Below are 13696 nucleotides of genomic sequence, written 5' to 3' on the forward strand. Positions count from 1 at the left end.
GCCTCGCTGCCCGCGCCATGCACGCTTTGCCCCTGCGTGCGGATAATTCGTCATCCAGCCCCGCCAGAGTGGCGTTTTCAAAGGCTCCAGCCACTTGACCCCCTGCGTCACCGTCCTACATGCGAATCATGTTCATAGAGACCGAAACCACGCCCAACCCGGCGACGCTCAAATTCCTCCCTGGTGAGCAGGTCATGCCCACCGGCACGCGCGAGTTCACGTCGCCCGAAGCGGCGGAGGTATCGCCACTGGCGCAGGCGTTGTTCGATCTGGGCGATGTTACCGGCGTGTTCTTCGGCCGCGATTTCGTTTCGGTCACAGCCGCACCGGGCGTTGAATGGTCGTCGCTCAAACCGCAGGTGCTCTCGCTCCTGCTCGATCATTTCGTGGCGCAGGCCCCGCTGTTCGTGCCGGGCAGCGCAGGCGGCATCGCGGTTCCTGCCGAAGCGGACGATGCGTTCTCCGATGACCCAGCCGATGCCGACGTGATCGAACAGATCAAGGACTTGATCGAAACCCGCGTCCGCCCTGCCGTTGCCAACGATGGCGGCGACATCATCTATCGTGGCTTCCGCGAAGGCGTGGTCTATCTGCAAATGCAGGGTGCGTGCTCGGGCTGCCCTTCATCGTCGGCCACGCTCAAGAACGGCATCGAAAGCCTGCTCAAGCATTACGTTCCCGAAGTCAGCGAAGTGCGCGCCGCCTGAATGCGCAGACTGGTGATCGACAGCGCGACGGAAGCCTGCTCGGTCGCCTTGTTCGAAAACGATGAACTGATTGCGGGCGAGTGCCTGACGCTCGGGCGCGGCCATGCTGAACGGCTTGTCCCAATGATCGCCGCATTGCCCGAAAAGGGTCGCGCCGACGTGATCGCGGTCGACATCGGCCCGGGCAGTTTCACCGGGATCCGCGTTGGCCTTGCCGCTGCCCGCGCGCTGGGCCTTGCGTGGAACGCGCGGGTTGCAGGTTACGAAAGCCTTGGCCTTGTCGCTGCGATGGCGCGCGATCAGCACCCCGATACGGCCATCGATGTGTGTATGACCGGTGGCCACGGCGAATGGTTCTTCCAGCCTTTTGCTGCCGATGGAGAACCGCTCGCGCCGGTCATATCCCTATCTCCCAATGCCGCCGCTACGCAAAGCGGTGCTGCACTGGTCGCGGGCAGCCAGGCGCAAGCTCTGACAGAACTGCGCGGTAGCGCGCGCGCGCTAGACATGCGGCCCGATGCCCGCACGTTTGCGCTGCTCCGCACCGGCCGCCTCATTGCCGACCCGAGGCCGAGCTACGGACGCGCGCCCGACGCGCGGCTGCCGTTGGCCGCTGCCTGAGCAGAGGCACGACCCGCGCCATGCTCGCTCCTTCCGACGATATTGACCGGATCATGTCGGTCATGGAGCGAGCCTTCCCCCCCGAATATGGTGAGGCGTGGAACAGGCGTCAGGTCAGTGACGCGCTGGTCGTAGGTAGTTGTCGTTATGGCCTGATCGGTGCGGATGGCGCAGAACAATTGCCGCAGACGTCAGACGCGGCAGGATTTTTTATGAGTCGCGGCATTCTTGATGAAGAAGAACTGCTGCTTTTTGCCATTGCACCCGAATACCGCCGACAGGGGTTGGGTCATATCCTGCTCACCCGCTTTATATCTTCGGCAAAAGACAATGGTATGTCCCGCATCTTCCTTGAAATGCGACGCGGAAACCCGGCCGCTTTTCTGTATGCATCTCATGGTTTCCACGAGATCGGGGTAAGGCCGTCCTATTACAGGACACCAGGTGGCAACCGCATTGATGCAATCAGCCAAGAGCTAACTTTCCAAGACTGATCCGATACTTGGGGTCATCTGGCAGAGGGTGACTACGGATTCAAAAAAATCTGGGTCGAATGGTTGTATCTTTCGTTAGGAGGACTATACAGCGTGACTTGGATCACCAATCATAGTTGATGGCAGTTGATCCACGATCTCACCAGCAAAGAAAGCCGGTTCGCAATGACTGAAATTCAAAATGATATGCGGGAGACGCTGATCACGCTCACTTCCGACATTGTTGCTGCCCATGTCAGCAACAACAGTGTCGCGGTCAGTGACCTGCCTACGCTGATCACCAACGTCTATACCGCGCTTGCCGGTCTCGAAAAGCCAGCTCCGGTCGAAGAACCTGCGCCGGAACCGGCCGTTTCGATCCGCTCTTCGGTGAAGAACGATCACATCGTTTGCCTTGAAGACGGCAAGAAGCTGAAGATGCTGAAGCGCCACCTCGCCACGCGCTACAACATGACCCCGGATCAGTACCGCGCACGCTGGAACCTGCCCGCCGACTATCCGATGGTCGCTCCGGCCTATGCTGAAAAGCGCCGCGAACTGGCCAAGAAGATCGGCCTTGGTCGCAAGCCTGCGCCCAAGCGTGGCCGCAAGCCTGCCGCTGTCGTCTGATTTAGACCGCCGTTCACGCAATACGATTGCGCGCGGTTGAAGATTTGGCCCGCCTGTCTATAGACGGGCGGGCCGATCCTTTTTTTAGCGAGATCCCATTGCACCAGGCGATCGACATTGAAGCCCTCTGCGCCGAACGTGGCCTGCGCATTACCGACCAGCGCCGCACCATTGCGCGCGTGCTTTCGGAAAGCGACGATCACCCGGACGTTGAAAAGCTGCACGAGCGCGCGTCTGCGATCGATTCCCGCATTTCGATCGCCACGGTCTATCGCACCGTGCGCCTGTTCGAAGAGGCGGGGATTCTTGATCGCCACGACTTTGGCGATGGACGCGCCCGTTATGAGGCGACGCCAGAGGCGCACCACGATCACCTGATCGACGTTGAGACCGGCAAGGTCATCGAATTCGTCGATCCCGAACTCGAACAGCTCCAGCGCCAGATCGCCGAAAAGCTCGGTTACCGGCTCGTCGATCACCGGATGGAGCTTTACGGCGTCAGGCTTGAACGCGAAGGCTGAGACAGGGCCGCGTCCGGCGATACCGTTCGTCGGGCGATTGCGCATTGGTTCGCGCATGGCCGGTATGCTGCTCCTGCTGATCGCCTGCGTTCCGCTCTACTACTTGTGGCGCATCGCCGGCATGCGCAATCCGTGGCCTCGCCTGTTCCTTGGCGGCATCGCCCGCATCGCCGGAGCGCGCGTCAGCATAACCGGCACCAGGGCACGCGGCGGGGCATTCCTGCTTTCCAACCACGTCAGCTGGCTGGATATTCCCGTGATCGCCGGAGCCAGCGGCAGCGCATTCGTGGCGCATTCGGGCCTTGCCGAGATCGGCCTGCTAAGATGGCTGTGCCGGATGAACGACACGGTATTCGTCGAACGCCACAATCGCCGTTCTGTGCACGAGCAAGTTGCCAGTGTGCGAGCCGCGCTAACTGACACAGGCGCGCTGACCGTGTTTCCCGAAGGCACGACGAGCGATGGCACCGGGCTGCTGCCATTCAAGTCCTCGCTGCTCTCCGCGCTCGATCCGCCCCCGCCGGACATCGCCATCCAGCCGCTGTGGGTAGACTACGGCCCTGACTCTGCCGCCATCGCCTGGGTGGGTGACGAGCATGGTCTCGACAATTTCCTGAAACTGCTTGCCCGCCGCCACGCCATTGCGGTGACGGTGCACTTCCTTGATCCGCTTAGGCCGGACGAAACCACCAATCGCAAGGCGATGGCTGCAGCCGCGCGTAATCGCATCGTGGCGCAGATGGCGCTGCACCGGTAGCCAAAGCGCGCAAAATCCCCTATCGGCCCGGCCTATGGCAACTTCCCTGACCCCTGCCCCGAAAACCTTCCGCGTCAAAAGCTTCGGCTGCCAGATGAACGTCTATGATGGCGAGCGTATGGCCGAACTGCTCGGTGCCGAGGGGATGACTGCGGCGGCAGACGGTGAAGACGCCGATCTGATCGTCCTCAACACCTGCCACATCCGGGAAAGAGCTACCGAAAAAGTCTATTCCGATATCGGCCGCATCGGCAAGGATTCGCGCCGCGCGGACGGCTCTGCCCCGATGATCGCGGTTGCCGGATGCGTTGCTCAGGCCGAGGGCGAGGAAATCATGGCTCGCGCGCCCAGTGTGAAGGTCGTGGTCGGCCCGCAGTCCTACCATCGCCTGCCAGCAATGGTCGCCGATGCCGCCGCCGGGAAGCGGTCAACCGAAACCGACATGCCCGCCGAAGCCAAGTTTGCCGCACTGCCCAAGCGCCGCAAATCTGGCCCCTCTGCGTTTCTGACGGTCCAGGAAGGTTGCGACAAGTTCTGCACTTATTGCGTCGTGCCCTATACGCGCGGCGCGGAGATAAGCCGTCCATTCGCCGATCTGGTTGAAGAGGCAAAACTTCTGGTCGCAGGGGGCGCGCGCGAGATCACGCTGCTTGGCCAGAACGTGAATGCATGGTCAGGTGAAGACGAAAAGGGCCGAGTAGTCGGCCTCGACGGCCTTGCCCGCGCGCTGGCAGCAGAGCCTGACCTCAAGCGCATCCGCTACACCACCAGCCATCCCAACGACATGACAGACGGGTTGATCGCCGCGCATGGCGAGTTGGATAAGCTGATGCCGTTCCTTCACCTGCCGGTGCAAGCGGGCAATGATCGCGTGCTGAAGGCCATGAACCGCAGCCACACGACGGACAGCTATCTGCGCCTGCTCGAACGAATCCGCGCCGTCCGCCCCGACATTGCGCTTTCTGGCGATTTCATCGTCGGCTTTCCCGGTGAGACCGAGTCAGAGTTCCAAGATACGCTGCGGCTGGTCGATGCGGTCGGCTATGCGCAGGCGTTCAGCTTCAAGTACTCCCCCCGCCCCGGCACGCCTGCCGCAACGATGGCGGATCAGGTGCCTGCAAGCGTGATGGACGAACGGCTTCAGCGCCTGCAAGCCGCACTTAACCGCCACCAACATGCCTTCAACAAGGCCAGCGTGGGCAAGACTTGCGACGTTCTGGTTGAACGGAAGGGCAAGCTTCCCGGGCAGTGGCTCGGCAAGTCTCCGTGGCTGCAATCCGTCCACTTCATGGCAGATGCAGACATCGGATCGATGGTCACGGTCGAACTGGTCGATGCCGGGCCAAACTCCCTTTCCGGGCGTCTCGTCTAATACGCCTGTGGAATAGTCGCGCAGCGTCTTGTCTGCGCAACATCCGTTCTTATGCTCTGATTCAGGCCTTCACTATCAAGGCCCAACGCAAAAGGAGCGCATGGCCCGAAAACTCCCCCGCGCTGATGAAGCGCATCACCGGCCCGAACAACACCGCCTTGGACAGCCGCGTGCTGGCCATATGGGGCGCGCAAGGGTGGAGGTTGAATTTGACGAACAGACCGTGCTTGGCGCGCTGTTTGGCCAGTTTGACACCAATCTCGTGCTTCTGGAGAACCGGCTGGGAGTTTATATCTCCGCGCGGGGCAACCGCGTGGTGATCGAAGGACCGGACGATCCGGTCGCCCGTGCCCGCGATGTTCTCAAAGGCATGCACCAGCGTCTGCTGTCGGGGCAAGAGGTGGATTCTGGCGCGGTCGATTCGCTGATCGCGATGAGTGTGGAGCCGACCTTGGAAGGCATCATCACCGGCGCGCCCGGCGGCGCACCGCCCATCATGATCCGCACGCGCAAGAAAACCATCGTTCCGCGCTCTGCCACGCAGATTGATTATATGCGCGCGCTGGTCAGCCATGACGTGATCTTTGCGCTCGGCCCGGCAGGCACCGGCAAGACCTACCTTGCGGTCGCACAGGCCGTGGCACAGCTCATCTCCGGATCGGTCCAACGCCTGATCCTGTCACGCCCAGCGGTGGAAGCGGGCGAACGGCTCGGCTTCCTGCCGGGCGACATGAAGGAAAAGGTCGATCCCTATCTCCGCCCGCTATACGACGCGCTCTATGATTGCATGCCACCCGAACAGGTGGAGCGCCGTCTTGCCAGCGCCGAAATCGAGGTTGCGCCCATTGCCTTCATGCGCGGTCGCACGCTGGCCGATGCCTTTGTGATTCTTGACGAAGCGCAGAACACCACACCAGCGCAGATGAAGATGTTCCTCACCCGCTTCGGCCAGAACAGCCGCATGGTGATCTGTGGGGACCCCAAACAGGTCGATTTGCCTGGCGGTGTCAGCGCAAGCGGCCTCAACGATGCAGTCAAGCGTCTCGAAGGCGTGGAAGGCATCGCCACGGTGCGCTTCAGCACCGCAGACGTTGTCCGCCACCCGATTGTGGGCCGAATTGTCGAGGCCTATGAAGGCAAGAACGATGGTAAAGACGAGTGAGCGCGCCCGTCCTTGAAATCGACATCGACCCGATCTGGGGCGATGAGACCGACTGGGAAGCACTGGCCAACCGCGCTGCCGAAGCCACGGCGCGGATCGTGCCGGAACTTGCGCACGAAAACCTCCTCATCAGCCTGGTTATGGCCGATGACGAAGAGGTGCATGCACTGAACAAACAGTGGCGGGCCAAGGACAAGCCGACCAACGTCCTGTCTTTCCCGATGCTTTCGCGCGAGGAAGTGCTCAACGCTGCGCGCAATGCCAACGCGCCCGGCATGCTCGGCGACATGATCCTTGCCCACGGCGTGTGCGTGCGCGAAGCTGCGGAAAAGGGTGTCTCGGTCGAAATTCACGCCACGCACCTGATCGTCCACGGCTTGCTCCACCTTGCCGGGTACGATCACGAACTGGGCGAAACGCAGGCCGAAGAAATGGAGGAACTGGAACGGAAGTCGCTTGCACTGATGGGCATTGCCGACCCATATGCGGTCGAAGACTGACCACACAGGGGAATTGAGCAGTGCCCGAGGGCGATGACTCCACCGGCGAGAGCCGATCAGGAGACGCAGACAGTAGTAGCCGTGCGCTGTGGCGCGCGATCAGGGCCTTTTTCAAGGGGCCGGACCACGATCAGTCGCTACGCGCGCAAATTGAGGAAGCGATCGACGAGCACGAGGGCGAACAACCTCACTCTAGCGCCAACAACGGTGACCTTGTCCCGCTTGAGCGCCAGATGCTGCGCAACCTGCTCCATTTCAGCGAACACGACGCCGACGACGTAGCGATCCCGCGCGGCGAAATCATTGCCGTGCCCGCGTCAGCCAGTTTCGAGGAGATGGTAGCCTCCTTTGCAGAGAACGGCCACAGCCGCATGCCGGTTTTTGGCGAATCGCTCGACGAAATCATCGGCATGATTCACGTGAAGGATGTCTTCACGATCGTGGCCGGTATGCTCCTGTCAAACAAGCCAGCGCCAAAGGATTGGACCTCCTTGATGCGCCAACCGCTGTTCGTGCCTCAGGCACGGGGCGCGCTTGACGTATTGGCGGACATGCGCAGCAAGCGTACCCACCTTGCCGTGGTCATCGATGAATATTCCGGAACCGATGGTATCATCACCATCGAAGACCTTGTCGAAGAGATCATCGGCGAGATCGAGGATGAACACGACGATGCTCCGCAGGAACTGCTCCGCCGCATTGACCCAGACACCTGGGATGCCGATGCGCGCGCAGAATTGGATGACGTTGCCGAAACCGTCGATCCACGTCTTGCCGAAGTGGAGGAAGACGTGGATACGATCGGCGGGCTTGCCGTAGTACTTGCGGGCGAAGTGCCGCCTGTCGGGCGTGTGCTGGAACACGCCAGCGGTTGGCGGCTGGAAGTGACAGGGGGCGATGAACGCCGCCTCACGCGCCTGCGGCTCCATGCACCCCGCACTGAAACCACCGTTGAAGAATAGGGTAACCAGATGATCCGCCGCCTTCCTCCCCTGCGCTCGCTTGAGGCGTTCATTCGCGTCGTGCGTGCAGGCTCGGCCAAGACGGCGGCGGCGGAGCTGGCGCTCAGCCCGTCGGCATTGTCACGGCGCCTCGGCGCGCTTGAAGACTTCGTCGGCAAGCCGATGTTCGAGCGGAAGCATCAGGCGCTGAAGCTGACCGAGGAAGGCCAGCAGCTTTATGATGCAGTCGCCCCGCTGATTGACGAGATGGCTGATCGGGTGGACCGCCTGATCGATACAGGCAAAGTCATGCGCCTACGGCTTGGCGTGTTGCCCCTGTTCGGGAGCCAGCGCCTGTTCCCGCGTCTGGGAGAACTGCGCAAGCTGCACCCGCAACTCCATATCGACATCGATTCGGGCCATTCGGCCGAAACCAAACTGGGCGACACCATTGATGCCGCCATCGTCCTGTCAGAAGGGCCGGATGCCTCGCTCCATTCGGTGCGACTCGATCATAACCGCGTTCACGCCATCACATCAGTTGCGTTGGCCGAGGAACTGGGTGACCGGCCCGATGTTGCCAAGCTTTCGAAGCAGACCTTCCTTGTCCACAACGACCTGCCCGCCAGTTTCGAAGCGTGGAAGAAGGCGCTGCATCTGGAAAAGATGGAACCGGCCGCAATCGACCATTTCGATTCTGGCCAGTTGATCCTTGAAGCCGCGGCCCAAGGCCTCGGCATCGCGATCATGCATGATGATCACTACCACCGCAGCCACGATTCGCGCCTGGCACGGCTTTACGACATCGACGTCGACAGCCCCTATTCCTACTGGTTCGTGTGCCGCCCGCGCGCGCTGCAATCACGCCCGGTGCGGCTGTTCCATGACTGGATGCTGCGCGCGGGGCTGTAGTCTCTGAAAGGCGCGCAGTTTTCGCCGCACCTTGCCGCCATCAATGTCCGCAGGCCAGCGCTTCAACCACGTCGTCCAGCCTTGCAGGGTCGCCCACAGCAATCACGTGGCCATCTGACCCGGCGTGAAGCGGGTCGCCATTCCAGTCAGCCATCGCCCCACCTGCACCCTCAACCACCGGCACCAGCGCTGCCCAGTCGTGGATCTTCAGCCCTGCTTCGCACACCACATCAAGCTGCCCGGTGGCCAGCATCGCGTAGTTATAGCAATCGCCGCCCATGACCATGCGTTTGTGATCGGTCTTGGCGGCAAGGCCCATGAAGTGACCGCCATCGTGATCATCAAAATAGTGCGGCCCGGTCGTTGCCAAAGTCGCTTCTGACAGTTCGCGACACAGGCGGGTACGCACGGGCTTGCCGTTCAATGTGGTCGGCATTCCCAAAGCGCCTATCCAGCGTTCGCCGGTAATCGGCTGATCGATCACCCCCAACACCGGAAATCCCTCAACCATCAGCGCGATCAACGTGCCGAAAATAGGACGCCCGGCAAGGAAACCTGCCGTCCCGTCAATCGGATCCAGCACCCAGCTGCGCCCGGAGCTTCCGGCGGTCGATCCAAACTCCTCGCCAATCACCGTATCTCGCGGCACTTCTGCCGTAAGGATGCGGCGCATCGCTTCTTCCGCTGCGCGGTCAGCCAGCGTAACCGGAGTTGCATCATCCTTGCGTTCGGCCGCAACTGTCCGGAAATAAGGACGAATTGCCGCAGCGGCTGCATCGGCAAGACGGATGGCGAGGGCAATGTCCTGATCAAGTTTCATGTGTTGGGTGTTTATGCCTCTGCGTCATCGGGTCAACCCACAGGCACGAATTGCCCTGCGGCAAAACGTCTCGTTGTATCATTCGCTGCAGCGTGACAGGACGCACAGGCGTTTTGGTGCAAAGGGATTAGAACGCCAATACAGATTGCCTTGGGGGCGCAGTTGAATGACACGCAACAACCGGCCGGGGACGGAAAGATCACCCGGTGTTGACCGCGCAATAGCATCGCCAAACGCCACGCGCGATGGCCAGCCGATATCGTACAGTCGCGCACCTGCGGCGGATCTTGAACGCTGGGTTGGCCGCTTTTACGTGACCATCGTCAACGCCCCGCCCGAACACCGCCTTGATTGCGGGCTGCTCAGCGATTTTGCCTGCATCCGCATGCAATTGCGCGGCAATTGGCAGGCAGAAACCGCCGCTGGCCTGAAATCCGCAGACAATGCCGCGATGATGTTTGGCCCGCAGTCTCGCCGCATGCCGATCAGCGTGACTGGCAGCTTCATCAGCGTCGGCATTTTCCTGCGTCCCGGTGTGTGCCACGCGCTGAACGGGCCAAAGCTGGCTGATCTGGTTGACCGGCTTGAGACGTTTACAGATCTCGGCCTTCCCGAACAGCGCTGGCTGGACTTGTGCCACCCCGACGATTCGCCCGAAGATTGGGTCCGGGCGATGGAATACGAAATGCGCAGCCTGATTGCTGAGCGCGCGGTTCGGGAGCCTGATCCGATTTCGGCCCGGTTTGAAGCTGCGGCCTTCACCGATCCCACGGTAAGCATCGCCCGCCTTGCCGAGGAAATCGGCGTAGAGCAGCGCAGGCTTGAACGCATCGTCAGCCGCGATTTCGGTATGCCGCCCAAGCAGGTGCTGCGCCGTGCCCGCGCGCTCGATATGGCCAGCCACTTGCGCGGCGTGGCCGATCACGCCGAGGCTGAGGCCATCGCGCTGCGCTATTACGATCAAAGCCACCTGATCCGCGAATTCACCGAACTGTTCGGCATGGCTCCGCGCCAGTTTGTCGAACGCCCGCAACCGCTGATGACACTTGGCCTTGAAACCCGCCAGACCCGCCGATTGGAAACAATCCGGCGGCTGGAGCCAGGTGAAGTGAAGCCGTGGGAATGATCGCAGTTGCCTGTTAGCCGTGCGCACCCTAGTCCGCATGCATGGCAAGAGCTGATCGTCTCGAACGTCTCGACAAGCGCCGCTCCGAACTGGAAGCGGACTATACAGAAGCACTGATCGCCGCGCTGGAAGTGACGGCAGCGGGCAAGTGGGGCCTGTTCGATCACAATGCCGACAAGATCATGCGCGCAGCAACTGCTCCGGTGATCGAAAGCCTGACCGAACTGGCAGACGAAATCGCCGAAGCGCGCGAACAACTTTTCATGGAGCCGTTCGCGCTCCACGACGAATTCATGGCCGCGCGCGGAAAGCCACCCGCCAATGCCGTGGGCGAGCCGAAACAGGCCCGCGCATGGCTGGAACGGTTGAAATCAGCCAGTACAGCTTAGTCGAACAGGCTGGAAACCGAGCTTTCGTCGGCAATACGGCGCACCGCTTCACCGATCAGCGGCGCAATGGTCATAACCCGGATGCGGTCCGAAGCGGCAGTGGCTTCGGTCGGCATGATCGTGTCGGTGATGACCAGTTCTTTCAACGCCGAATTGTTCACCCGCGCCACTGCCCCGCCCGAAAGCACGCCGTGGGTGATATAGGCCGAAACGCCCGCCGCACCGGCATCCATCAGGGCCTGCGCCGCGTTGCACAGCGTGCCGCCCGAATCGATGATGTCGTCGATCAGGATGCACATGCGGCCCTTCACATCACCGATGATGTTCATGACTTCGGACTGGCCGGGACGGTCACGCCGCTTGTCGACGATGGCCAGCGGAGCATTGTTGAGCCGCTTGGCCAGCGCGCGCGCGCGCACCACGCCGCCCACGTCGGGCGATACGACCATCAGTTCCTGCGCGCCGTAGCGGGCCTGAATGTCTGCGGCCATGACCGGCGCTGCAAACAGGTTGTCGGTCGGAATATCGAAGAAGCCCTGGATCTGCCCGGCATGGAGATCCACCGCAAGCACGCGGTCTGCGCCGGCTTCGGTGATCAGGTTGCACACCAGCTTGGCCGAAATCGGGGTGCGTGGTCCCGGCTTGCGGTCCTGCCGGGCATAGCCGAAATAGGGAACCACTGCCGTAATCCGCTTGGCCGATGCGCGGCGCAGCGCATCAATGCAGATCAGCAGTTCCATCAGGTTGTCGTTCGCCGGATAGCTGGTGGATTGCACCACGAACACGTCTTCGCCGCGCACGTTCTCGTGGATTTCCACGAAAACTTCCTCGTCGGCAAAGCGGCGCACGCTGGCGTCGGTCAGCGGCACTTCGAGATAAGCCGAAATGGCGCGAGCGAGTGGCAAGTTTGAATTGCCGGCCATGATCTTCATGCGTGCGATTCCCTCGGATTCGATCCCCAAGCGGCCCTTAGCCCATGATGACAGGTTTGCAACTCTTGCAGGCCACCTGCTTTGCCGCCTAGTGAACACTTATGGCCGAAACACTCCGCATCACCCTCGCCCAGCTCAACCAGTCGGTTGGCGATCTTGCCGCCAATGCCGCCGCAATGCTCGCCGTGCGCGAAAAGGCGCGTGATGCAGACCTGATCGTCTATCCCGAACTGCAATTGATCGGTTATCCACCGGAAGACCTGATCATGAAGCCCGCGCTGGTGGCGCGCGCTGCGGTGGAACTGGAAAAACTCGCCAAAGTCACCGCCGATGGCGGCCCCGCCATGCTGGTCGGCTCGGTGTTCGTGCGCGATGGCGCGCTGCATAATGGCGTCGCCCTGCTCGAAGGCGGGCGCATCGCCGCCACCCGCTTCAAGTACGAACTGCCCAACTACGGCACGTTTGACGAGAAGCGCTATTTCATGCCCGGCCCTCTGCCAGAGCCGGTGCTGTTCAAAGGCGCGATGCTCGGCCTGCCGATCTGCGAAGACATCTGGCACCCCGATGTCTGCCGCCACCTAGCGGAACTCGGCGCGGAAATCTTCATCTGCATCAACGGTAGCCCTTACGAGATCGACAAGGACGTGCTGCGTATCGATGGCGTGGCCAAGCGCCGCGCGATCGATACCGGCATTCCGCTCGCCTACCTCAACCGCGTGGGCGGACAGGACGAACTGGTGTTCGATGGCGCCAGCTTCGTCGTCGGCCCGGAAGGCGCGCTTTGGGTGCAGATGCCGGATTGGGAAGAATCCATCGTCACCACCGTCTGGACCCAGACCGCGCTCGGTTCCGGCTCGCGCTGGCGGTGCGAGGCTGGCGAAGTCCACGATCTCGCCGAGCATCCCGAGGACATCTACTGCGCGATGGTCATGGCCCTGAGCGATTATGTGAACAAAAACCGCTTCCCCGGCGTGGTCCTTGGCCTGTCTGGCGGTATCGATTCGGCCATCTGCGCGGCCATTGCCGTCGATGCGTTGGGCGCGGATCGCGTGTGGTGCGTGATGATGCCCAGCCGCTACACCAGCGAGGAAAGTCTGGAAGACGCCGAAGGCTGCGCCAACATGCTGGGCGTGCGGCTCGACACCGTGCCGATCTCGCCCGCCGTCGATGCCTTCGGGGAAATGCTGGCCCCCGCGTTCACCGGCAAGCAACCCGATCTTGCGGAAGAAAACATCCAGTCGCGCATCCGTGGCGTCACGCTGATGGCGCTATCGAACAAGTTCGGCCCGATGCTGGTCACCACGGGCAACAAGAGCGAGATGAGCGTCGGTTACGCCACCATCTATGGCGACATGAACGGCGGCTACAACCCGCTGAAGGACGCCTACAAGACCACGGTTTTTGCCATTTCCGAATGGCGCAACCACAACCGACCCAAGATCGGCCTCGGCCCCCTCGGCCCGGTCATGCCGCAGCGGATCATCACCAAGCCCCCCAGCGCCGAACTGCGCCCGGACCAGAAGGATTCGGATTCGCTCCCGCCTTACGATGTGCTCGATGCGATCCTGCTCGGGCTGGTAGAGAACGAGAAGAGCGTCGATCAGGTCGTCGCCGAAGGGCATGATCGCGCCACCGTGGTGCGCGTGGAACGCCTGCTGCACCTTGCGGAATACAAGCGCCGCCAGGCCCCTCCGGGCGTGAAGCTCGGCGCACGCAACTATGGCCGCGACCGCCGCTACCCGATCACCCACAGCTTTCGCACGGGCTGACATTTTTGCGAACGATTCTCATTGACGGAGCAAGGCACTACACCTAGTTTGCGAATCGTTCGCA

General features: G+C 61.7%; 16 protein-coding genes. 14 read left to right on the top strand and 2 right to left on the bottom strand.

The window, feature by feature from the left end:
* Positions 1-128: 128 nt before the first annotated feature.
* The 11 genes from Q8R81_RS03260 (at position 129) to Q8R81_RS03310 (ending at position 8596) form a co-directional block, all read left to right on the top strand.
* The gene (locus tag Q8R81_RS03260) at positions 129-707 is read left to right on the top strand and encodes a NifU family protein (RefSeq protein WP_305616009.1); all 579 of its coding nucleotides are present in this window, start codon (positions 129-131) and stop codon (positions 705-707) included.
* Positions 708-1328, top strand: coding sequence for a tRNA (adenosine(37)-N6)-threonylcarbamoyltransferase complex dimerization subunit type 1 TsaB (gene tsaB / locus Q8R81_RS03265; protein WP_305616010.1), 621 nt, complete (start codon positions 708-710; stop codon positions 1326-1328).
* Between the two features lie 20 nt (positions 1329-1348).
* Positions 1349-1822, top strand: a complete 474-nt coding sequence (locus tag Q8R81_RS03270; protein ID WP_305616011.1) for a GNAT family N-acetyltransferase — start codon at positions 1349-1351, stop codon at positions 1820-1822.
* Between the two features lie 165 nt (positions 1823-1987).
* Positions 1988-2431, top strand: a complete 444-nt coding sequence (locus Q8R81_RS03275; RefSeq protein ID WP_305616012.1) for a MucR family transcriptional regulator — start codon at positions 1988-1990, stop codon at positions 2429-2431.
* 98 nt (positions 2432-2529) lie between these two features.
* On the top strand, positions 2530-2952 hold the full coding sequence (locus Q8R81_RS03280) for a Fur family transcriptional regulator (protein ID WP_305616013.1): 423 nt from the start codon (positions 2530-2532) through the stop codon (positions 2950-2952).
* Positions 2953-3007: 55 nt separating this feature from the next.
* A complete protein-coding gene (locus tag Q8R81_RS03285) occupies positions 3008-3709 on the top strand; it encodes a 1-acyl-sn-glycerol-3-phosphate acyltransferase (protein WP_305616014.1) in 702 nt (233 codons plus the stop codon).
* Positions 3710-3743: 34 nt separating this feature from the next.
* Positions 3744-5081, top strand: coding sequence for a tRNA (N6-isopentenyl adenosine(37)-C2)-methylthiotransferase MiaB (gene miaB / locus Q8R81_RS03290; RefSeq protein WP_305616015.1), 1338 nt, complete (start codon positions 3744-3746; stop codon positions 5079-5081).
* A gap of 100 nt (positions 5082-5181) precedes the next feature.
* Positions 5182-6243, top strand: a complete 1062-nt coding sequence (locus Q8R81_RS03295; RefSeq protein WP_305616016.1) for a PhoH family protein — start codon at positions 5182-5184, stop codon at positions 6241-6243.
* Positions 6240-6743, top strand: a complete 504-nt coding sequence (gene ybeY, locus Q8R81_RS03300) for an rRNA maturation RNase YbeY (RefSeq protein WP_305616017.1) — start codon at positions 6240-6242, stop codon at positions 6741-6743. Before Q8R81_RS03295 ends, ybeY begins: the two co-directional genes overlap by 4 nt.
* A 20-nt stretch (positions 6744-6763) precedes the next feature.
* Entirely contained in the window at positions 6764-7705 is a 942-nt protein-coding gene (locus Q8R81_RS03305; protein ID WP_305616018.1) for a transporter associated domain-containing protein, read from the top strand.
* Positions 7706-7714: 9 nt separating this feature from the next.
* Positions 7715-8596, top strand: a complete 882-nt coding sequence (locus tag Q8R81_RS03310; protein WP_305616019.1) for a LysR substrate-binding domain-containing protein — start codon at positions 7715-7717, stop codon at positions 8594-8596.
* Positions 8597-8636: 40 nt separating this feature from the next.
* On the opposite strand, the gene Q8R81_RS03315 is transcribed toward Q8R81_RS03310, so the two are convergent.
* Positions 8637-9416: an inositol monophosphatase family protein gene (locus Q8R81_RS03315; protein WP_305616020.1), complete on the bottom strand. Its 780-nt coding sequence runs from the start codon at positions 9414-9416 to the stop codon at positions 8637-8639.
* A gap of 166 nt (positions 9417-9582) precedes the next feature.
* On the opposite strand from Q8R81_RS03315, the gene Q8R81_RS03320 reads away from it, so the two are divergent.
* Together Q8R81_RS03320 and Q8R81_RS03325 are read left to right on the top strand one after the other, a co-directional pair.
* Entirely contained in the window at positions 9583-10542 is a 960-nt protein-coding gene (locus Q8R81_RS03320; RefSeq protein WP_305616021.1) for a helix-turn-helix domain-containing protein, read from the top strand.
* A gap of 41 nt (positions 10543-10583) precedes the next feature.
* Complete coding sequence (locus tag Q8R81_RS03325) at positions 10584-10931, top strand: hypothetical protein (protein ID WP_305616022.1); 348 nt, start codon at positions 10584-10586, stop codon at positions 10929-10931.
* On the opposite strand, the gene Q8R81_RS03330 is transcribed toward Q8R81_RS03325, so the two are convergent.
* The gene (locus Q8R81_RS03330; protein ID WP_305616023.1) at positions 10928-11863 is read right to left on the bottom strand and encodes a ribose-phosphate pyrophosphokinase; all 936 of its coding nucleotides are present in this window, start codon (positions 11861-11863) and stop codon (positions 10928-10930) included. The two genes, Q8R81_RS03325 and Q8R81_RS03330, sit on opposite strands and share 4 nt — an antisense overlap.
* Before the next feature lie 101 nt (positions 11864-11964).
* On the opposite strand from Q8R81_RS03330, the gene Q8R81_RS03335 reads away from it, so the two are divergent.
* Positions 11965-13632, top strand: coding sequence for an NAD+ synthase (locus Q8R81_RS03335; protein ID WP_305616024.1), 1668 nt, complete (start codon positions 11965-11967; stop codon positions 13630-13632).
* Positions 13633-13696 lie beyond the last annotated feature (64 nt).

The organism is Novosphingobium sp. (genome assembly GCF_030696665.1).
Classification (GTDB): Bacteria; Pseudomonadota; Alphaproteobacteria; order Sphingomonadales; family Sphingomonadaceae; genus Novosphingobium.

Bases quoted from the DNA above. Each gene is read 5' to 3' on its own strand.
- Q8R81_RS03315 (WP_305616020.1), bottom strand. From the start codon at position 9,416: ATGAAACTTGATCAGGACATTGCCCTCGCCATCCGTCTTGCCGATGCA.
- Q8R81_RS03320 (WP_305616021.1), top strand. From the start codon at position 9,583: ATGACACGCAACAACCGGCCGGGGACGGAAAGATCACCCGGTGTTGAC.
- Q8R81_RS03295 (WP_305616016.1), top strand. From the start codon at position 5,182: ATGGCCCGAAAACTCCCCCGCGCTGATGAAGCGCATCACCGGCCCGAA.
- Q8R81_RS03275 (WP_305616012.1), top strand. From the start codon at position 1,988: ATGACTGAAATTCAAAATGATATGCGGGAGACGCTGATCACGCTCACT.
- tsaB (WP_305616010.1), top strand. From the start codon at position 708: ATGCGCAGACTGGTGATCGACAGCGCGACGGAAGCCTGCTCGGTCGCC.
- Q8R81_RS03330 (WP_305616023.1), bottom strand. From the start codon at position 11,863: ATGAAGATCATGGCCGGCAATTCAAACTTGCCACTCGCTCGCGCCATT.
- Q8R81_RS03285 (WP_305616014.1), top strand. From the start codon at position 3,008: ATGGCCGGTATGCTGCTCCTGCTGATCGCCTGCGTTCCGCTCTACTAC.
- Q8R81_RS03335 (WP_305616024.1), top strand. From the start codon at position 11,965: ATGGCCGAAACACTCCGCATCACCCTCGCCCAGCTCAACCAGTCGGTT.
- Q8R81_RS03260 (WP_305616009.1), top strand. From the start codon at position 129: ATGTTCATAGAGACCGAAACCACGCCCAACCCGGCGACGCTCAAATTC.
- miaB (WP_305616015.1), top strand. From the start codon at position 3,744: ATGGCAACTTCCCTGACCCCTGCCCCGAAAACCTTCCGCGTCAAAAGC.
- Q8R81_RS03270 (WP_305616011.1), top strand. From the start codon at position 1,349: ATGCTCGCTCCTTCCGACGATATTGACCGGATCATGTCGGTCATGGAG.
- Q8R81_RS03325 (WP_305616022.1), top strand. From the start codon at position 10,584: ATGGCAAGAGCTGATCGTCTCGAACGTCTCGACAAGCGCCGCTCCGAA.
- Q8R81_RS03310 (WP_305616019.1), top strand. From the start codon at position 7,715: ATGATCCGCCGCCTTCCTCCCCTGCGCTCGCTTGAGGCGTTCATTCGC.